Annotated in this window: 16 protein-coding genes and 1 tRNA gene; 6 read left to right on the forward strand and 11 right to left on the reverse strand. The window is 69.5% G+C overall.

The features are described 5' to 3' along the window. Positions 1 to 45 precede the first annotated feature (45 nt). Positions 46 to 1,518, forward strand: coding sequence for a serine/threonine-protein kinase (locus ACZ6K0_RS20430; protein WP_469231245.1), 1,473 nt, complete (start codon positions 46 to 48; stop codon positions 1,516 to 1,518). 65 nt (positions 1,519 to 1,583) lie between these two features. On the opposite strand, the gene ACZ6K0_RS20435 is transcribed toward ACZ6K0_RS20430, so the two are convergent. The 11 genes from ACZ6K0_RS20435 to dnaA all read right to left on the reverse strand — a co-directional run bounded on the left by ACZ6K0_RS20435 (position 1,584) and on the right by dnaA (position 15,773). Further along, the gene (locus ACZ6K0_RS20435) at positions 1,584 to 2,939 is read right to left on the reverse strand and encodes a hypothetical protein (protein ID WP_469231247.1); all 1,356 of its coding nucleotides are present in this window, start codon (positions 2,937 to 2,939) and stop codon (positions 1,584 to 1,586) included. Positions 2,940 to 3,043: 104 nt separating this feature from the next. Continuing rightward, on the reverse strand, positions 3,044 to 3,178 hold the full coding sequence (locus ACZ6K0_RS20440) for a DLW-39 family protein (protein WP_003958712.1): 135 nt from the start codon (positions 3,176 to 3,178) through the stop codon (positions 3,044 to 3,046). 168 nt (positions 3,179 to 3,346) lie between these two features. After that, positions 3,347 to 3,420 (reverse strand) — tRNA-Ile (locus tag ACZ6K0_RS20445). A 119-nt stretch (positions 3,421 to 3,539) separates the two neighbouring features. Further along, on the reverse strand, positions 3,540 to 4,148 hold the full coding sequence (locus ACZ6K0_RS20450) for a DUF3566 domain-containing protein (protein WP_469231249.1): 609 nt from the start codon (positions 4,146 to 4,148) through the stop codon (positions 3,540 to 3,542). 106 nt (positions 4,149 to 4,254) lie between these two features. Further along, complete coding sequence (gene gyrA / locus ACZ6K0_RS20455) at positions 4,255 to 6,879, reverse strand: DNA gyrase subunit A (RefSeq protein WP_469231251.1); 2,625 nt, start codon at positions 6,877 to 6,879, stop codon at positions 4,255 to 4,257. Positions 6,880 to 6,920: 41 nt separating this feature from the next. After that, a complete protein-coding gene (gene gyrB, locus ACZ6K0_RS20460) occupies positions 6,921 to 8,951 on the reverse strand; it encodes a DNA topoisomerase (ATP-hydrolyzing) subunit B (RefSeq protein WP_376397818.1) in 2,031 nt (676 codons plus the stop codon). Positions 8,952 to 9,314: 363 nt separating this feature from the next. Next, positions 9,315 to 9,884: a DciA family protein gene (locus ACZ6K0_RS20465; RefSeq protein WP_469231253.1), complete on the reverse strand. Its 570-nt coding sequence runs from the start codon at positions 9,882 to 9,884 to the stop codon at positions 9,315 to 9,317. Beyond that, entirely contained in the window at positions 9,881 to 11,002 is a 1,122-nt protein-coding gene (gene recF / locus ACZ6K0_RS20470) for a DNA replication/repair protein RecF (RefSeq protein WP_469231255.1), read from the reverse strand. Before recF ends, ACZ6K0_RS20465 begins: the two co-directional genes overlap by 4 nt. Positions 11,003 to 11,060: 58 nt before the next feature. After that, a complete protein-coding gene (gnd, locus tag ACZ6K0_RS20475; protein ID WP_141298773.1) occupies positions 11,061 to 11,939 on the reverse strand; it encodes a phosphogluconate dehydrogenase (NAD(+)-dependent, decarboxylating) in 879 nt (292 codons plus the stop codon). A gap of 118 nt (positions 11,940 to 12,057) precedes the next feature. Next, on the reverse strand, positions 12,058 to 13,188 hold the full coding sequence (gene dnaN, locus ACZ6K0_RS20480; RefSeq protein WP_030205035.1) for a DNA polymerase III subunit beta: 1,131 nt from the start codon (positions 13,186 to 13,188) through the stop codon (positions 12,058 to 12,060). Positions 13,189 to 14,018: 830 nt separating this feature from the next. Beyond that, positions 14,019 to 15,773: a chromosomal replication initiator protein DnaA gene (gene dnaA / locus ACZ6K0_RS20485; RefSeq protein ID WP_469231257.1), complete on the reverse strand. Its 1,755-nt coding sequence runs from the start codon at positions 15,771 to 15,773 to the stop codon at positions 14,019 to 14,021. Positions 15,774 to 16,167: 394 nt separating this feature from the next. Here dnaA and rpmH point away from each other — a divergent pair, with 394 nt between their 5' ends. Genes rpmH through ACZ6K0_RS20510 form a run of 5 tightly spaced genes read left to right on the forward strand, consistent with a single transcriptional unit; the run spans position 16,168 to position 18,889 of the window. After that, positions 16,168 to 16,305: a 50S ribosomal protein L34 gene (rpmH, locus tag ACZ6K0_RS20490; protein ID WP_006381191.1), complete on the forward strand. Its 138-nt coding sequence runs from the start codon at positions 16,168 to 16,170 to the stop codon at positions 16,303 to 16,305. 21 nt (positions 16,306 to 16,326) lie between these two features. After that, on the forward strand, positions 16,327 to 16,698 hold the full coding sequence (gene rnpA / locus ACZ6K0_RS20495; RefSeq protein ID WP_469231260.1) for a ribonuclease P protein component: 372 nt from the start codon (positions 16,327 to 16,329) through the stop codon (positions 16,696 to 16,698). Continuing rightward, positions 16,695 to 17,021, forward strand: a complete 327-nt coding sequence (gene yidD, locus ACZ6K0_RS20500) for a membrane protein insertion efficiency factor YidD (protein WP_352018112.1) — start codon at positions 16,695 to 16,697, stop codon at positions 17,019 to 17,021. The genes rnpA and yidD overlap by 4 nt, the downstream gene beginning before the upstream one ends. 3 nt (positions 17,022 to 17,024) lie before the next feature. Continuing rightward, complete coding sequence (yidC, locus tag ACZ6K0_RS20505; RefSeq protein WP_376397832.1) at positions 17,025 to 18,362, forward strand: membrane protein insertase YidC; 1,338 nt, start codon at positions 17,025 to 17,027, stop codon at positions 18,360 to 18,362. A gap of 14 nt (positions 18,363 to 18,376) precedes the next feature. Then, positions 18,377 to 18,889, forward strand: a complete 513-nt coding sequence (locus tag ACZ6K0_RS20510; protein ID WP_376397835.1) for a Jag family protein — start codon at positions 18,377 to 18,379, stop codon at positions 18,887 to 18,889. Positions 18,890 to 18,895: the final 6 nt, after the last annotated feature.

The raw sequence follows: 18,895 nt of genomic DNA on the forward strand, positions 1-18,895 counted from the left end.
CCGGTACCGGGGGTCCACGACACGACGGGGAGCGGGCGCAGCGCGATGGGTGAGGTCTTCGCTGGTCGGTACGAGCTGATCGACCCGATCGGACGGGGCGGGGCGGGCGCGGTGTGGCGTGCCTGGGACCACCGGCGCCGGCGGTACGTGGCGGCCAAGGTGCTCCAGCAGAGCGACGCCCACACGCTGCTCCGCTTCGTCCGCGAGCAGGCGATGCGGATCGACCATCCGCACGTCCTCGCCCCGGCCAGCTGGGCCGCCGACGACGACAAGGTCCTCTTCACCATGGACCTGGTCGCCGGCGGCTCGCTGGCGCACGTCGTCGGGGACTACGGCCCGCTGCCGCCCCGCTTCGTCTGCACCCTGCTCGACCAGCTGCTCTCCGGTCTGGCCACGGTGCACGCCGAAGGCGTCGTCCACCGGGACATCAAGCCCGCCAACATCCTGCTGGACGTCACCGGAACCGGACGGCCGCACCTGCGGCTCTCCGACTTCGGCATCTCCATGCGCAAGGGCGAACCCCGGCTCACGGAGACCGACTACGTGATCGGCACGCCCGGTTACTTCGCACCCGAGCAACTCCTCGGCGCCGAGCCGGACTTCACCGCCGACCTGTTCGCCGTCGGCCTGGTCGCGCTCTATCTCCTCCAGGGCCGCAGCCCGGACTCCCAGGCCCTCGTCTCGCACTTCCTCACGCACGGCACCCCGAGCGCCCCCGAGGGCCTTCCGGAGCCGCTGTGGCAGGTGCTCGCCGGGCTGCTCCAGCCCGACCCGCAGGCCCGCTTCCGGACGGCCACGGGCGCGCGCAAGGCGCTGGACGCCGCCGCCGAGATGCTGCCCGAGCCGCGTCCCGACGAGCCGCCGGTCGAGATCTTCGACCAGATCGGCCCGCTGCCGACCGGCTTCGGCCCCCAGGGCCCGACGAGCCCGACGAGCCCGACGAGCCCGACGAGCCCGACGAGCCCCACGGGCCCCACGGGCCCCGCTGTTCCCGCTGCTCCTCCCGGCCCGCACGGCACCCCCACCGTCACCGACGCGGCTCCGACGCCGCCCGCCGCCATGCCCGTACCGCCCATGCCCCCCGTACCGGCCCAGCAGCACCCCGCGCAGGCGCCGTACCAGCAGTACCACCAGCCCGTGCCGGCCCCGGCCCACGCGCCGCTGCCGAACACCGCTCCGTCCCCCGCTCCGTCCCCCGCTCCGTCCGCCTCCGAGACGGGCAGCTTCCACCTTCCCCCGCCGGTCACGCACCCGAACCCCTCCTTCGACCAGGCCCCCACGGCCGGGGCACCGTACGGACAGGCCTCTCCTCATCCGTACACCGCTCGACCCGTTCAGGTTCCCGGTCAGCACACCGCACCGGCGCACGGCCCGCAGCCCGCGCCCGCGCCCCCGGCCCCGGCCCCGGCCCCGGCCCCCGTACGCCGACCGGGACCGCCCCCGAAGGTGACGGTCCCGGTCCTGCTGCTCGCCCTGGTGTGCCTGGCGGTCGGCTTCTGGGCCCTCTCCCAGACCTGACCGCCCGGCAAGGGGCCCTGGATCGGCCTACGCCGCCCCAGGCCCCCACGCCGGCCTGCGAGCGCCTACGCCGCCCGCCTCCGCGCCACCAGCGTCCACGCGCCGAGCCCGAGCAGCAGCACGCTCCCGGTGCCGATCCCGGCCACCGCGACGAGCCGCATGGAGCCGCTGTCCTCGGCCGCCCGCACGCCGCTCGCGCCGTTCGCCGCCGCCTCCTTGTCGTCGGCGGTCACCGCGAACGGGCCCGGGTCCCCGTCGTACCCGGGTCCGGGCTTCGCGTTCCCCGTGACGTTCACGCGCAGCGTCAGCGGCACCGGCTTGTCCCCGTACTCCGCGGCGACCTTGGGGCTGAGCGTGGCCGACAGGTAGTACCAGCCGGCGAACCGCATGCCGTTCGTGGCCTCGTTGTACGAGCTGCGGTTCTCGTGCGCCACCGGCCGCTGCGCGTCGAGCGCCAGCGTCGCGGGCTTCCCGTCGTAGCTTCCGCTGTTCTCGTCGACGTGCCCGAGCGCGGGGTTGTCGAGGGAGAGCACCAGCGCGTTGCCGATGTACTCGTTCGCGGCGGCGCTGCTGCCGAGCTCCGCCGTGGCGAAGAGCTGCTGCCCCCAGTCGACGGGCACCCGGAAGAAGAGCGTCTGGCCGGGGCGGATGTCGGACCGCCACTCGCCCTGCGTCAGCGAGACGGCGTCGTGGAAGCCGGCGCCGCCCTGCCGCTTCTGCGGGCCGCCCGTCGGCGGCGGGGGCGTGGCGGAGGACCAGGCCTCGGGGAGCTCGGTCGGGCCGGCCTTCTTCAGGCCCGGCTCGGACAGGTGCCGGATCTCCAGCTCCCAGTCGTCCGAGGCGGAGGTGGGCTTCGAGGTGCGCTCGACGAGCACGTAGAAGGCGCCCGCCTTCTGGCAGCTGGAGCTGTCCGGGTCGACGATGCGGCGGGCGTACCCGGCGAGCGGGCGCACGTACTCGGCGGAGGAGAACGACACCTGCTGGTAGCCGCAGTCGGTGCCGGAGCCGTCCTGCATGCTCACCTTGAAGCCGTCGCCGTACTCGACCTTGCCGCCGGGCTTCGGTACGGCCACCACGGAGACGTAGCTGTTGACCTTGTCGTCGAGGTCGACGCGGTAGTAGACCTTGCCGTCCTTCTTGAGCGTGTCCCGGTAGGTCTCCCCGGTCTTCAGCTGCACCGCGTCCGAGCTCGAAGCGGCCCCCTTGACCCGCTGGGCCGCGCCGTCGAAGGCGTACGGCGGGAGCGCGTCCCCGTCGGCCGCCCAGGCCTGGCCCGGCAGCGCCGTCACCGCGCCCACGGCCGCGACCGCTGCGACCGCTGCGACCGTCGCGACCAGAGCCCCGGTCCCCCGTCTGATCCGGCCGAAGCGGCTGATCCGGCCGATGCGTCCGTTGCGTCCGATGCCGGCCTGCGTCTTCACGCGCCTCTCCCCTTTACTCAAGCAAGCAAATTGTTCGCTCAGGCAAAGCAAAGCCCCGGCCCGCTCACGCGCGGCCGGGGCTTCACCCACAAACGGTTCTCGGCTCAGACACCCGAACCTGCGGGCACGGAGTCGGTCGCCTCCGTCCACAGATCCTGCTCGGCGCGATCCGCCTGGATCTGGCGGTACACGAGGAGCCCGCCGATGGCGGCCAGTGCGACCAGGAGAAGCTTCTTCACCGCGCGACCTCGTCTTTCGTTGACGTAGGAGACTTCTGACGCCCACTCTACACATCGACCGATACCGATCGGTGACCTGTACGAGTTTCAAACCCCCGACGCGTCCCCGTCTTCCCCGGACAAACAAATCGACCCGGACGGAGGAACCGTCCGGGTCGATCGATACTGTGGGGCTAACAGGATTTGAACCTGTGGCCTCATCCTTATCAGGGATGCGCTCTAACCAACTGAGCTATAGCCCCGCCGCGCTTGCGGTGTGTGTCCCGCGCGCTGACTCCTGAAGATTAGCGCACGTGGGGGCCAGTCCCAAAATCGGTTCCTGACCGACCCCCTCGCAGGTCACCCGGCGGCCACCCGAAGGTCACTCGTCCTCGGCGAGCGTGAGCTCCACGCCTCCGACGAAACCGGCCGACAGGTTGTAGATGAACGCGCCCAGCGTCGCCAGAGCGGTCATCAGCACCACGTCGATCACCGCGATCACCGAGGTGAACATCAGGACCCGCGGCAGCGACAGGAACGACTGCAGGTCGAAGCCGTTGGACTCGTTCGAGCCCGTCGCCTCGCTGATCGTGCCGCCGACCGTCGAGAAGACGCCCATGGCGTCCATGACCATCCACAGCACCGCCGCGGCGACGACCGTGCAGATGCCCAGCGCGATGGAGAGCAGGAAGCTCACCTTCATCACCGACCACGGATCGGCCTTCGCCACCCGCAGCCGCGCCTTGCGCGTACGGGGCGTCGTGCGCGCCCCCGTACGCGGCCGGCGCACGGCACCGGCGCCCGTCTGGCCGCCCAGCGTCCCGCCTGCCTGAACACCCGCCTGAACGCCCGCAGCACCGCCCGGCGCCGGAGCGCCGTACGCCTGCGGCGGGTGGTACGGGCCGCCCGGCTGCTGCGCACCCGTGCGCTCGCCGGGCAGTGGCCCGCTGTAGGTCTCGTACGAGGGCTGCTGCCCCCGGCTGTCCGTCACCGCAACCCCCTGGGAGTCCGTGGCGGGGCCACGGGCGCCGTTCGCTCCAGCACCAGCAGAAGCTCCGGCAGCCGCCGATCCGGCGCCCGTGGCTCCACTCACGCTCTTACTCCTCGTGCTCCCCGGCCGAGAGCTCCGTGCCCTCGACTGCCTCGGCCTCGACCCCTGCGGTCTCGACCACCGCGGCCTCGACCGCCTCGACGACGCCCTCGGCATCGTCGTCGATATCTTCGTCGTCGCTGCCGGCCTCGGCGTTCCGTGCGATGCCGACGACGGCATCGCGCTTGCCCAGGTTGATCAGCTGGACGCCCATGGTGTCACGGCCGGTCTCCCTGACTTCGTTGACTCGCGTACGAATCACACCGCCGGACAGCGTGATGGCGAGGATCTCGTCGGTCTCCTCGACCACCAGCGCGCCCACGAGCGAGCCGCGGTCCTCCACGATCTTGGCGGCCTTGATACCGAGGCCGCCACGGCCCTGGACGCGGTACTCGTCGACGGGGGTGCGCTTCGCGTACCCGCCGTCGGTCGCGGTGAAGACGAACGTACCGGGCCGGACGACATTCATCGAGAGCAGTTCGTCGTCCGTGCGGAAACTCATCCCCTTGACGCCCGAGGTGGCGCGTCCCATCGGGCGCAGCGCGTCGTCCGTGGCCGTGAAGCGGATCGACTGCGCCTTCTTGCTGACGAGGAGCAGATCGTCCTCGGACGAGACCAGTTCGGCCCCGATCAGCTCGTCGTCGCCACCGCCCTCGGTCTCCCGGAGGTTGATCGCGATGACACCGCCCGAGCGCGGCGAGTCGTAGTCCTTCAGCGCGGTCTTCTTCACCAGGCCGGCCTTGGTGGCGAGCACCAGGTACGGCGCGGCGTCGTAGTCGCGGATCGCCAGGATCTGGGCGATCTGCTCGTCCGGCTGGAAGGCCAGCAGGTTGGCCACGTGCTGGCCGCGGGCGTCCCGGCCGGCGTCCGGCAGCTCGTACGCCTTGGCCCGGTACACCCGGCCCTTGTTGGTGAAGAAGAGCAGCCAGTGGTGGGTGGTGGAGACGAAGAAGTGGTCGACGATGTCGTCCTGCTTCAGCTTCGTCCCGCGCACGCCCTTGCCGCCGCGCTTCTGCGAGCGGTAGTCCTCGGTCTTCGTCCGCTTCACATAGCCGCCGCGGGAGATCGTGACGACGATGTCCTCCTCGGCGATCAGGTCCTCGATGGACATGTCGCCGTCGAAGGGCACGAGCTTGGACCGGCGGTCGTCGCCGAACCGCTCGACGAGCGCCGCGAGTTCTTCGCTGACGATCGACCGCTGGCGCTCCGGCGAGGCCAGGATCGCGTTGTACTCGTTGATCTTGGCCTGGAGCTCGTCGTGCTCGGCGACGATCTTCTGCCGCTCCAGGGCCGCGAGGCGGCGGAGCTGCATCTCCAGGATCGCGTTGGCCTGGATCTCGTCGATCTGGAGGAGGTCCATCAGGCCGCCGCGGGCGACCTCGACCGTGTCGCTGCGGCGGATGAGCGCGATGACCTCGTCGATCGCGTCGAGCGCCTTGAGCAGACCGCGCAGGATGTGGGCGCGCTCCTCGGCCTTCCGCAGCCGGAACTTCGTCCGGCGGACGATGACCTCGATCTGGTGCGTCACCCAGTGGCGGATGAACGCGTCGAGCGAGAGGGTGCGCGGCACGCCGTCGACGAGCGCGAGCATGTTCGCGCCGAAGTTCGTCTGCAGGTCGGTGTGCTTGTACAGGTTGTTGAGCACGACCTTGGCGACGGCGTCGCGCTTGAGCACGATGACGAGGCGCTGGCCGGTACGGGACGAGGTCTCGTCGCGGACGTCGGCGATGCCGCCGACCTTGCCGTCCTTCACGAGGTCGGCGATCTTCTGCGCGAGGTTGTCCGGGTTGGTCTGGTACGGAAGCTCCGTGACCACCAGGCACTGGCGGTTCTGGATCTCCTCGACCTCGACGACCGCGCGCATCGTGATCGAGCCACGGCCGGTGCGGTACGCCTCCTCGATGCCCTTGCGGCCGACGACGAGCGCGCCGGTCGGGAAGTCCGGGCCCTTGATCCGCTCGATCAGCGCGTCGAGGAGCTCCTCGTGGCTGGCGTCGGGGTGCTCGAGCGCCCACTGGGCGCCGGCCGCGACCTCGCGGAGGTTGTGCGGCGGGATGTTGGTCGCCATGCCCACCGCGATGCCGGCGCTGCCGTTGATCAGCAGGTTCGGGAAGCGGGCCGGCAGGACCGTCGGCTCCTGGTTGCGGCCGTCGTAGTTGTCCTGGAAGTCGACGGTCTCCTCGTCGATGTCCCGGAGCATCTCCATCGACAGCGTCATGAGCTTGCACTCGGTGTACCGCATGGCGGCGGCCGGGTCGTTGCCCGGGGAACCGAAGTTGCCGTTGGAGTCGACGAGCGGCATGCGCATCGACCAGGGCTGGGCGAGGCGGACGAGCGCGTCGTAGATCGAGGAGTCGCCGTGCGGGTGGTACGTACCCATGACGTCACCGACGACGCGGGCGCACTTGTAGAAGCCCTTCTCGGGCCGGTAGCCGCCGTCGTACATCGCGTACAGCACGCGACGGTGGACGGGCTTGAGGCCGTCCCGTACGTCGGGCAGCGCGCGGGACACGATGACGGACATCGCGTAGTCGAGGTACGAGCGCTGCATCTCGGTCTCGAGCCCGACGGGCTCGATCCGCAGTACGGGCTCCTGGTCTTCGGTGGTGCCGGGAGTGATTTCGTCGGCCATTGCTGGTCGTCAGTCCTTTCGTACGGTCAGCTGAGACCGACTCAGATGTCGAGGAAGCGAACGTCCTTGGCGTTGCGCTGGATGAACGAGCGCCGTGCCTCGACGTCCTCGCCCATCAGCACCGAGAACAGGTCGTCGGCCTGCGCCGCGTCGTCCAGGGTGACCTGGCCGAGCACGCGGTGCTCGACGTCCATGGTCGTGACGCGCAGCTCCTCGGCGTTCATCTCGCCGAGACCCTTGAAGCGCTGGATCGAGTCTTCCTTGATCCGCTTGCCGTTCTGCTTTCCGAGCGCGACGAGCGCGTCCCGCTCGCGGTCCGAGTACGCGTACTCGAAGTCGTCCCGGCCCCACTTGATCTTGTAGAGCGGCGGGCGCGAGAGGTAGACGTGACCGGCCTCGACCAGCGGCCGCATGAAGCGGAAGAGGAAGGTCAGCAGCAGGGTGTTGATGTGCTGACCGTCGACGTCGGCGTCCGCCATCAGGATGATCTTGTGATAGCGGAGCTTCTCGATGTCGAAGTCCTCGTGCACACCGGTGCCGAAGGCCGAGATGAGCGCCTGGACCTCGGTGTTCTGCAGGATCTTGTCGATCCGGGCCTTCTCGACGTTCAGGATCTTGCCGCGGATCGGCAGGATGGCCTGGTACATCGGGTTACGGCCGGACTTGGCCGAGCCGCCGGCGGAGTCACCCTCGACGATGAAGATCTCGCACTTGGCGGGGTCGTTCGACTGGCAGTCGGACAGCTTGCCCGGCAGCGACGCCGACTCCAGCAGGCCCTTGCGGCGGGTCAGGTCGCGCGCCTTGCGGGCGGCCACGCGCGCGGTGGCGGCCTGGATCGACTTGCGGATGATGTCCGCGGCCTCGACCGGGTTCCGGTCGAGCCAGTCGTTGAGGTGCTCGTAGACCGCCTTCTGGACGAAGGTCTTCGCCTCCGTGTTGCCCAGCTTGGTCTTGGTCTGGCCCTCGAACTGCGGCTCGCTCAGCTTGACCGAGATGATCGCCGTCAGACCCTCGCGGATGTCGTCGCCCGTGAGGTTGTCGTCCTTCTCACGGAGCAGCTTCTTGTCCCGCGCGTACTTGTTGATCAGCGAGGTCAGCGCCGCACGGAAGCCCTCCTCGTGCGTGCCGCCCTCGTGGGTGTGGATGATGTTGGCGAAGGAGTACACGCCCTCGCTGTAGCCGCTGTTCCACTGCATCGCGACCTCGAGGGACAGGGCCTTGTCCTTGTCCTCCGCCTCCAGGTCGATCACGGTGGGGTGGACCAGCTCGCCCTTGCGCGAGTTGAGGTACTTCACGAAGTCGACGATGCCGCCCTCGTAGTGGTACTTCACCGTGCGCGCGGCCTGCTCCGCGGCCGCCTCGGCGTCCGGGTCGTCGGCGCCGACCGTGGCCTTGGCGGACTCGCGCTCGTCGGTGAGCGTGATCGTCAGGCCCTTGTTGAGGAAGGCCATCTCCTGGAAGCGGCGCGAGAGCGTCTCGAAGGAGTACTCGGTCGTCTCGAAGATGTCCGGGTCGGCCCAGAAGGTGACCGAGGTGCCGGTCCTGTCGGTCGCCTCGTTCTGCACGAGCGCCTCGACCGGGGCGCCCATCTTGTAGTCCTGGGTCCAGCGGTGGCCGTCCGTCCAGATCTCGACGGAGACCTTGGTGGACAGGGCGTTCACGACCGATACACCGACACCGTGCAGACCGCCGGAGACGGCGTAGCCGCCGCCGCCGAACTTGCCGCCCGCGTGCAGCACGGTCAGCACGACCTCGACGGCCGGCTTGCCCTCGGAGGCCACGATGCCCACCGGGATGCCACGGCCGTTGTCGATGACGCGGACGCCGCCGTCGGGCAGGATCGTCACGTCGATGGTGTCGGCGTGGCCGGCCAGGGCTTCGTCGACCGAGTTGTCGACGACCTCCTGCACCATGTGGTGCAGACCGCGCTCACCGGTCGAGCCGATGTACATGCCAGGGCGCTTGCGCACCGCATCCAGGCCTTCGAGGACCTGGATGTTGCTGGCGGTGTACTGGTTGTTCTCGTTGGGGTTGCCGGAATCGGCCACGAAGCGCCCTTTCTGGCACAGCACAGGCCGGTCTCCGGGCATACGGGAGCGGCTGCGTCGTTCGACATGTTCCGCAGGGTGGCGGGATTGTCTCCCAGTCTACCGGTAGCGACGACACTCATGGGGGTTTGCCGGTCCCTGAGTCCGCATGTGCCGCCCTGAGCAGACCCAAGACGACTCCCCATATCCAGACAGGGCCCCCAGAGCCCTCTGACGGCCACCTAGCGCTTCGGGCCGATGCCAGGCTGTGGGCAATCGTTCCGCGCTGGGGGTGCCCCCTCTGGGGGAGGGTGGGCACAGCCCACCCGCACGGCGCCCTACTGCCTGAACCCGCACCACGAGGACCTGCCTCGAGCCCGGTCCCTCACCGCCCGGCCGCCCGGCGCTCTAGCCGTACGTGTCCCCGGGCCCGACACTGCCCGGCGCCCGCAGCGGCCCGTACCCCCGCCGCGGCGCACCCGGCCCCAGCACCTTGATGACCCGCACCGTCCCGTGCCCCAGGTCCTCGTTCAGCCGTGCCACGAGCCGCGGCGCGAGCAGCCGCAGCTGCGTCGCCCACGCCGTGGAGTCGCACTGCACGGTGAGGACCCGCGCGTCCGGCTCGTCGTCGAACTTCAGCGGTACGCAGTGCTTCGCCAGGTCCTCGCCGACGATCTGCGGCCAGCGCCCCATGACGCCGCCGACCGCCGCCGGGGTCTCCCAGCCGCGCTCGGTGATGAGCCGGTTGATCGCCGCGCCGAGCGCCATCGGGTCGCGCCCGTCGGCGCGCGCGCCGGACCGCAGTCCGCCCCCGCGCCGGGCCTGCTTCTTCTGCTGGGCGGCGGCGCCCCGCGCCTTCGCCTGCTCCTTGGCCGCGCGCAGCGCGACCCGTGCCAGGTCGATTCCCGAGGACTCGGGAATCCTGGGGGTCTCCGGCTGCTCCTGCGCCCCGGCGCCGAGCGGCGGCTGCTCGCTCATACCCGCTCCACCGTCCCGCCGGCCACCTCGTACCGCGTCCCCGCGAGCACGCCCGGGACGTCGTCGTCGACCGCCGCCGTCACCAGCACCTGCTCACCGCCGGCCACCAGCTCCGCGAGCCGCTCGCGCCGCCGCGCGTCCAGCTCGGCGAAGACGTCGTCGAGGACGAGGACCGGCTCGTTGCCCTCGGAGCGCAGCAGGTCGTACGAGGCGAGCCGCAGCGCCAGCGCGTACGACCAGGACTCGCCGTGACTCGCGTACCCCTTCGCCGGCAGGTCGCCGAGCTTGAGCAGCAGCTCGTCGCGGTGCGGTCCGACGAGCGTGACGCCCCGCTCGATCTCCTGTTTGCGGACCTCGGCGAGGGCGGCGATCAGCTGCTCGTACAGCTCCTCGCGGGTGTGCCCGGCGCCCGGCGCGGAGGGACGGTACTCCAGCAGGATCGGTCCGCCGCCCGGCGCCAGCTGCTCGTACGCCTTGTCGGCGAGCGGCTGCAGGGTGTGGATGAGGTCGAGGCGCTGCGCGAGCAGCTCCGCCCCGGCGTGCGCGAGGTGCTGGTCCCAGACGTCGAGCGTGGACAGGTCCATGCCGCGGCCGCCGTGCCGGCGGGCCATCGCCGCCGACTTCAGGAGCGTGTTGCGCTGCTTGAGCACGCGCTCGTAGTCGGAGCGCACGCCCGCCATGCGCGGGGTGCGCGCCGTGATCAGCTCGTCAAGGAAGCGCCGCCGCTCGCCGGGGTCGCCCTTCACCAGGGCGAGGTCCTCCGGCGCGAACAGCACCGTCCGGACGATTCCCAGCACGTCACGCGGTCTGACCTGCGAGGACCTGTTGATACGGGCACGGTTGGCCCGGCCCGGGTTGAGCTCCAGCTCGACCAGCTGGGAGCGCTCGCCCTGGGTGACGGCGGCCCGGATGACGGCGCGCTCCGCGCCCATCCGTACGAGCGGGGCGTCCGAGGCGACACGGTGACTGCCGAGGGTCGCGAGATAGCCGACGGCCTCGACGAGATTGGTCTTGCCCTGCCCGTTCGCGCCCACGAACGCGGTGACGCCCGGGTCGAGCGGAACCTCGACCCGGGCGTACGAGCGGAAGTCGGCCAGCGACAGATGCGTGACGTGCATGGTGGGCGCCGACCTTCTTCCCCGGCGACTGTGCACCGCGGGGTGCACAGCCTGTGGATTACTTCTTCGTCTCGACCGCGTGGCCACCGAACTGGTTGCGCAGCGCGGCGATCATCTTCATCTGCGGGGAGTCGTCCTGCCGCGACGCGAACCGCGCGAACAGCGACGCGGTGATCGCCGGCAGCGGTACGGCGTTGTCGATGGCGGCCTCGACGGTCCACCGGCCCTCGCCGGAGTCCGACGCGTAGCCGCGCAGCTGGTCCAGGTGCTCGTCCTCGTCCAGCGCGTTCACCGCGAGGTCCAGCAGCCAGGAACGGATGACCGTGCCCTCCTGCCAGGAGCGGAAGACCTCGCGCACGTCGGTGACGGAGTCGACCTTCTCCAGGAGCTCCCAGCCCTCGGCGTAGGCCTGCATCATCGCGTACTCGATGCCGTTGTGGACCATCTTCGCGAAGTGGCCGGCGCCGACCTTGCCCGCGTGGACCGAGCCGAACTCGCCCTCGGGCTTGAGGGCGTCGAAGATCGGCTGGACCTTCGCCACGTCCTCGGCGGAGCCGCCGTACATCAGCGCGTAGCCGTTCTCCAGGCCCCAGACGCCGCCGGAGACGCCGCAGTCGACGAACCCGATGCCCTTGGCGGCGAGCTCCTCGGCGTGCTTCTCGTCATCGGTCCAGCGGGAGTTCCCGCCGTCCACGACGATGTCGCCGGGGGAGAGCAGATCGGCCAGCTCGTCGATCGTGGACTGGGTCGCGGCACCGGCCGGGACCATGACCCACACGACGCGCGGACCCTTGAGCTTGCCCACAAGCTCTTCGAGGCTGTGGACATCGGCGAGGTCCGGGTTGCGGTCGTATCCGATGACGGTGTGGCCTGCGCGGCGGATGCGCTCGCGCATGTTGCCGCCCATCTTGCCGAGACCGACGAGACCGAGCTCCATCAGAGATTCCTTAAGCGTCGTGTGCGGTTTACCCGGGTCCGAGCCTACGCCCGGGCCCGGGTGCACACCTGTGGGGTCAGCCGCTCAGGCGACGACCCCCGATGAGCCTCGGCGCAGGTCAGCCGCTGAGGCGGACCGGCATGATCAGGTACTTGTACGCCTCGTCCGCCTCGGCGTCCACGGCGGGCTTGCCGCTGAGCAGCGCCGGCTTGGTGGAGGTCGTGAAGGAGAGCTGGGCGACGGGGGAGTCGATCGCGCTCAGGCCGTCCAGGAGGAAGGTCGGGTTGAAGGCGATCGAGATGTCGTCGCCCTCCAGCTGCGCGTCCACACGCTCCACAGCCTGTGCGTCGTCGCTGGAGCCGGCCTCCAGGATCAGCACGCCCTGCTCGAAGCTCAGCCGGACCGGGGTGTTGCGCTCGGCGACCAGGGCCACGCGCTTGACGGCCTCGACGAAGGGCGCGGTCTCGATCACCGCGACCGAGTTGAACTCGGTGGGGAAGAGCGTGCGGTACTTCGGCAGGTCGCCCTCGAGCAGCCGGGTGGTGGTGCGGCGGCCCGCGCCCTCGAAGCCGATGAGGCCCTCGCCCTTGCCGGAGCCGGAGAGCGCCAGGGTGACCGTGTCGCCGCTCGTGAGCGCCTTCGCGGTGTCCAGGAGGGTCTTCGCGGGCACCAGGGCGACCGCGGAGGCGTCCGGGGACTCCGGCTTCCACAGGAACTCGCGGACCGCGAAGCGGTAGCGGTCGGTGGAGGCCAGGGTGACCGTGTCGCCCTCGATCTCGATGCGCACACCGGTGAGGACGGGCAGCGTGTCGTCACGGCCGGCGGCGATGGCCACCTGGGCGGCGGCGGAGGCGAAGACCTCACCGGGGACGGTGCCGGTCGCGGTGGGCATCTCCGGCAGCGCCGGGTACTCCTCCACGGGCAGGGTGTGGAGGGTGAAGCGGGAGGAGCCGCAGACCACGGTCGCCCGTACACCGTCTGTGGAGATCTCCACCGGACGGTTGGGCAGGGCGCGGCAGATGTCGGCGAGCAGCCGGCCGGAGACGAGGACGGTGCCGTCCTCCTCGACCTCCGCCTCGACGGAGACACGGGCCGAGACCTCGTAGTCGAAGCTCGAGAAGCTCAGCGCGCCGTCCTCGGCCTTCAGCAGAAGGCCCGCGAGTACGGGCGCCGGCGGACGGGCCGGGAGGCTGCGGGCCACCCAGGCCACCGCCTCGGCAAGTACGTCGCGCTCCACCCGGATCTTCACCGGAACCGCCTCCTGCTTGTTGCTGGCTCTTCGTCGACTGCGGGAACCAGTCTGACGTACGCCGCCGACACTCGGTGCTGCTCGGGGTCAAGTCGCGACGAGGGCGCGTCGGAGCTCCGGCGCCGAGTTGTGCACAGGCCCCACTTCGAAGCGGATTCCTAGCTAACTCTAAGTGGGAGTAGTAGTAGGGCCTGTGGAAACGGTGGATAACGTCGTTTTCCCAGGTCAGACCCGTTTTTTTGTCCACCGACCCTGTGGGTGGAACCGGTGGAAAACCGGGGCTCTCTGTGGACACCCAAAAGTTCTGCACACCCGGTACACAGGCCATGGGGAGTTCTCCCCAGCGCTGTCCCCAGCTTTACCCACGTTCCCCACAGCCCAACCGTCTCCCTTGGTGTGACCGCTTTCACTCGACGCGGTGAGGCCGGGCGATTCGTTGCCGAACAGTGGACAGGGGTGTGGAGAAGCTGTGGGCAACCACCGACCCCCTGTGGGCAGCCAGTGGACAACTTTCCGGGCCCCCTGTGGACGAAGATTTCATCCACAGGCTGTGGAAAGAAGTTGCCAACAAATCCACAAGGGCCTGACCTGGGGTGATGATCTGTCACCAGCCGGACCTGTGGACACAATCCGGATAACTCGACAGTCCCCACCCTGTGGACGGGAGATCATCCCCCAATCTGTGGAGAACCCGCCACCGGAACGGAGTAATCGAACACCCCGCGCTCGTACACAGCTGTGCACAACGAACACGGGCGCTCCCGGAAGGGGTTCGAGAACGCCGAAGGGCGCCCCAGGAGGTGTCCTGGAGCGCCCTTCAGGGACCGCTGTCAGCCGTTCTTGATGCGGTTCGTGAGCTCGGTGACCTGGTTGTAGATGGAGCGCCGCTCCGCCATCAGGGCACGGATCTTCCGGTCCGCGTGCATCACCGTCGTATGGTCGCGGCCGCCGAACTGCGCGCCGATCTTCGGCAACGACAGGTCCGTCAGCTCACGACACAGGTACATGGCGATCTGCCGCGCCGTCACCAGGACACGGCTGCGCGACGATCCGCAGAGGTCCTCCACCGTCAGCCCGAAGTAGTCGGCCGTGGCCGCCATGATCGCGGGGGCGGTGATCTCCGGCGAGCTGTCCTCGCCGCCGGGGATCAGGTCCTTGAGGACGATCTCGGTGAGTCCCAGGTCCACCGGCTGCCGGTTGAGGCTCGCGAAGGCCGTCACCCGGATCAACGCGCCCTCCAGCTCGCGGATGTTCCGCGAGATCCGGGACGCGATGAACTCCAGCACCTCCGGCGGGGCGTTGAGCTGCTCCTGCACGGCCTTCTTGCGGAGGATCGCGATCCGCGTCTCCAGCTCGGGCGGCTGCACGTCGGTGGTGAGACCCCACTCGAAGCGGTTGCGGAGCCGGTCCTCCAGGGTCACCAGCTGCTTGGGCGGCCGGTCCGAGGAGAGCACGATCTGCTTGTTGGCGTTGTGCAGCGTATTGAAGGTGTGGAAGAACTCCTCCTGCGTCGACTCCTTGCTCGCGAGGAACTGGATGTCGTCGACGAGCAGGATGTCCACATCGCGGTAGCGCTTGCGGAAGGCGTCGCCCTTGCCGTCGCGGATCGAGTTGATGAACTCGTTGGTGAACTCCTCGGAGCTCACGTACCGCACGCGCGTGCCCGGGTAGAGGCTCCGCGCGTAGTGGCCGATGGCGTGTAGCAGGTGGGTCTTGCCGAGCCCCGACTCCCCGTAGATGAAGAGCGGGTTGTACGCCTTCGCCGGCGCCTCGGCCACCGCGACGGCGGCGGCGTGCGCGAAGCGGTTCGAGGAACCGATGACGAAGGTGTCGAAGAGGTACTTGGGGTTCAGCCGCGCGTGCTGCTCGCCCGGTGCGCCGGCGCCCTGCCCGGAGGAAGAGGAACCGGGACCGCCGTGGACCGGACCGCCGCCCGGCCGCGGGCCGGGGCGGGCGCCGTGGCCCTGCGGGTCGGGCAGCTCGGCGCGCTCGGGCCGCTGCGGCTGCTCGTAACCCCGGGAGGGCTCGTCGTAGCGGGGCTGCCGGGACTGGTCCGGGCCCGTGTACGGGGCGCGCTCCTGGTAACCGCCGAGCCGCGGCTGCTGCCAGGACAGGTCCTCCTGGGTGCGCGGCCAGGCGCCGGGGTCGGGCCGCTGCGGCTGCTGGTAGTCCGGATAGGCCGGGCGCGCGGTGGGCAGCCCGTCGTCGGGCATCGGGCGGTGACCGTAGCCTTCGTACTTCTCGTACGGCTCGGGCTGGCGCTCGTCGTATCGGGGCTGCTGCGCGGGAGGCGCGGGCGGGGTCGGTTCGCCGACGGAGTCGTCGACGGTGATCGCGATCCGGATCGGGCGTCCGCACTCACGGCTCAGGGTCTCGCTGATCAGCGGGGCGAGCCGGCCTTCGAGGACGCGCTTGCCCCACTCGTTGGGCACGGCGAGGAGGGCGGTGTCCGCGACCAGGGCCAGCGGCTGGCAGCGCTCGATCCACTGCTTGTCCTTGGCTTCGATTCCCTGCTGGCCTTCGCCGAGGAGGTACTCGAGGACGCGTGGCCACACTGCGGCAAGATCGGCAGGTACGTCAGCCACGGGGCACGCTTTCTCGCAGGTCCCACGATGGTGTGGTTCTCGGGGACGGTGGGTCGAAGTCCGTGAGGACGGGTCCGTTGAGGACAGGTGAGGACAGAACGGAAAAGACTGTGGAGTCTCACCACGGTAGTCGGGGCGGCTGACGTGGTTCAAGTTGTTGTCCACAGCCTGTGCATAATGGACCATGGCGACAGGTCGGTTTGACCGGATGGCGTAGCCGCGCGTACCGTGACCAGGTCGAGTTGTCGATGGCTGCTGCCGCCTGCCTCCGATGGGCAAAGACCACGCTTGTGGTCGCGAAGCGGTGCTATCGGGCGTTACGAGCTACTCGTGGGCGCACGGTGACAGCCAGGCGATGTCCCGCCTCCACCCGAATCATTTCTGGAGCCCCCGAGTGAGCAAGCGCACCTTCCAGCCGAACAACCGTCGTCGCGCGAAGACCCACGGCTTCCGCCTGCGCATGCGCACCCGCGCCGGCCGCGCCATCCTGGCGAACCGTCGTGGCAAGGGTCGCGCGAGCCTGTCCGCCTGATCCACTTAAACAGGTCATGACGTGCTGCCTACCGAGAATCGGCTGAGGCGGCGCGAGGACTTCGCAACCGCGGTACGCCGAGGTCGCCGGGCCGGTCGCCCGCTCCTCGTCGTCCACCTACGCAGCGGTGCAACGGACCCGCACGCGCCTGGGGAGAGCGCTCCCCCGACGCGTGCGGGTTTCGTCGTGAGCAAGGCCGTAGGCGGTGCGGTCGTACGCACCCGGGTGAAGCGTCGCCTGCGCCATCTCCTCCGCGACCGACTGTCCGAGCTGCCCCCCGGTAGCCTGGTGGTCGTACGGGCGTTGCCCGGAGCCGGTGACGCCGACCACGCACAGCTGGCCCGAGACCTGGACGCCGCTTTTCAGCGGTTGCTGGGAGGGGGCGCGCGATGAAGTACCCGCTGCTGGCTCTCATCAAGCTGTACCAGTGGACGATCAGCCCTCTTCTGGGGCCCGTCTGCCGGTACTACCCGTCGTGTTCCCACTACGGATTCACGGCCATCGACCGGCATGGCGCGATCAAGGGCACAGCCCTGACCGCCTGGCGCATCCTGCGGTGCAACCCGTGGTCGCCCGGCGGTGTGGACCATGTCCCCCCGCGGAAGCGCCCTCGCTGGCACGAAATGCTGAGGAACGCGCTGCGCGGCGACAAGGGCGGGTCCCCCGCCGAGACGAGCCCGGCCGCCGAGACTTCGCCCAATGCTCAAGGAGCCTGATTAGTGGACACGATTGCCAGTCTGTTCAGCTTCATCACCTGGCCCGTTTCCTGGGTCATCGTCCAGTTCCACAAGGTGTACGGGGCGATCTTCGGCCCTGACACGGGCTGGGCCTGGGGCCTGTCCATCGTGTCTCTCGTGGTGCTGATCCGCATCTGTCTGATCCCGCTGTTCGTCAAGCAGATCAAGTCGACGCGGAACATGCAGGCGCTCCAGCCGAAGATGAAGGCGATCCAGGAGCGCTACAAGAGCGACAAGCAGCGTCAGTCCGAAGAGATGATGAAGCTGTACAAGGAGACGGGTACCAACCCGCTCTCCTCGTGCCTTCCCATCCTGGCGCAGTCGCCGTTCTTCTTCGCCCTGTACCACGTGCTCTCGGCCATCGCCTCGGGCAAGGAGATCGGGGTCATCGACGGCCCGCTGCTCGCCAGCGCCCGTCAGGCCCACATCTTCGGTGCCCCGCTGGCCTCGAAGTTCACGGACACCGCCGCTGAGGTCGCCGCTCTCGACGCTTCGCTGACCTCGGTCCGCATCGTCACCGCGATCATGATCATCATGATGTCGGCCTCGCAGTTCTTCACGCAGCGCCAGCTGATGATGAAGAACGTCGACCTCTCGGTGAAGACCCCGTACATGCAGCAGCAGAAGATGCTCATGTACATCTTCCCGGTGATCTTCGCCGTCATGGGTGTCAACTTCCCCGTCGGTGTCCTCGTCTACTGGCTGACCACCAACGTGTGGACCATGGGCCAGCAGATGTACGTGATCAGCCAGAACCCGACCCCGGGCAGCAAGGCGCAGGACTCCTACCTCCAGCGCCTCCTGAAGGGCATCAGCACGCATGGCGAGGTCCGCGGCCGTCGTCGGAAGAACATCGTCAAGGTCATCGTCGCCAAGGGCAGCGACCGCAACGAGAACGAGCGCCGCTTCTTCGCGGGTCTGAGCAAGGCCGGCTTCGCGGCCCAGGCCGACGGCACCGTGATCAAGAGCGACACGATCGAGGCCGATGCCGAGGGCGGCGCCACCGCCAAGCGGCAGCAGCCCAAGCGTCAGACCAAGGCCCAGCGCCAGGCCGGCGCGGCGCAGCAGGCCGCGGCGAAGGACGCCGAGGAAGGCTCCGAGCCGGCCGCCGAGCAGGCGACCACCTCGCTGGAGAAGAAGCCGCAGGATTCGGCGAAGGCCGACGCCGAGGCCGACGCCGAGACGAAGGACGAGGCGAAGGACCAGGCGCAGGGCGACAAGCCCGCGCGCCCCCGTGCCAACTCCGGAGGCTCCCGCCAGGGCAAGTCCGGTCAGCGCAAGGGCCAGCAGCGGCCCAAGCACCCGTCGTCCAAGAAGTAAGAAGGAGACCATCCGTGACGGAAGGCATCACCTCCGCTGCCGCCGAGGGTGGCGACACCCTGACCCGCCTCGAGCAGGAGGGTGAGATCGCGGCCGACTACCTCGAGGGTCTGCTCGACATCGCCGATCTCGACGGCGACATCGACATGGACGTCGAGGCGGACCGCGCCGCGGTCTCGATCGTCAGCGACTCCAGCAGCCGTGACCTGCAGAAGCTCGTGGGTCGCGACGGTGAGGTCCTGGAGGCCCTCCAGGAGCTGACCCGCCTGGCAGTGCACCGTGAGACCGGTGACCGCAGCCGGCTCATGCTCGACATCGCCGGTTTCCGCGCCCAGAAGCGCACCGAGCTCGCCGAGCTGGGTGCCAAGGCCGCGGACGAGGTGAAGTCGTCCGGGGCGCCGGTCAAGCTGGACCCGATGACCCCGTTCGAGCGCAAGGTCGTGCACGACGCGATCGCCGCCGCCGGTCTGCGCAGCGAGTCCGAGGGCGAGGAGCCGGAGCGCTTCGTCGTCGTGCTCCCGGCCTGATCCTTC

Source organism: Streptomyces sp. NPDC042346 (genome assembly GCF_055581845.1).

Excerpts from the sequence above, each read along its gene's own strand:
- ACZ6K0_RS20430 (WP_469231245.1), top strand. The coding sequence starts at position 46 with ATGGGTGAGGTCTTCGCTGGTCGGTACGAGCTGATCGACCCGATCGGA.
- gyrA (WP_469231251.1), bottom strand. The coding sequence starts at position 6,879 with ATGGCCGACGAAATCACTCCCGGCACCACCGAAGACCAGGAGCCCGTA.
- ACZ6K0_RS20465 (WP_469231253.1), bottom strand. The coding sequence starts at position 9,884 with ATGAGCGAGCAGCCGCCGCTCGGCGCCGGGGCGCAGGAGCAGCCGGAG.
- recF (WP_469231255.1), bottom strand. The coding sequence starts at position 11,002 with ATGCACGTCACGCATCTGTCGCTGGCCGACTTCCGCTCGTACGCCCGG.
- gnd (WP_141298773.1), bottom strand. The coding sequence starts at position 11,939 with ATGGAGCTCGGTCTCGTCGGTCTCGGCAAGATGGGCGGCAACATGCGC.
- yidD (WP_352018112.1), top strand. The coding sequence starts at position 16,695 with ATGAAGTACCCGCTGCTGGCTCTCATCAAGCTGTACCAGTGGACGATC.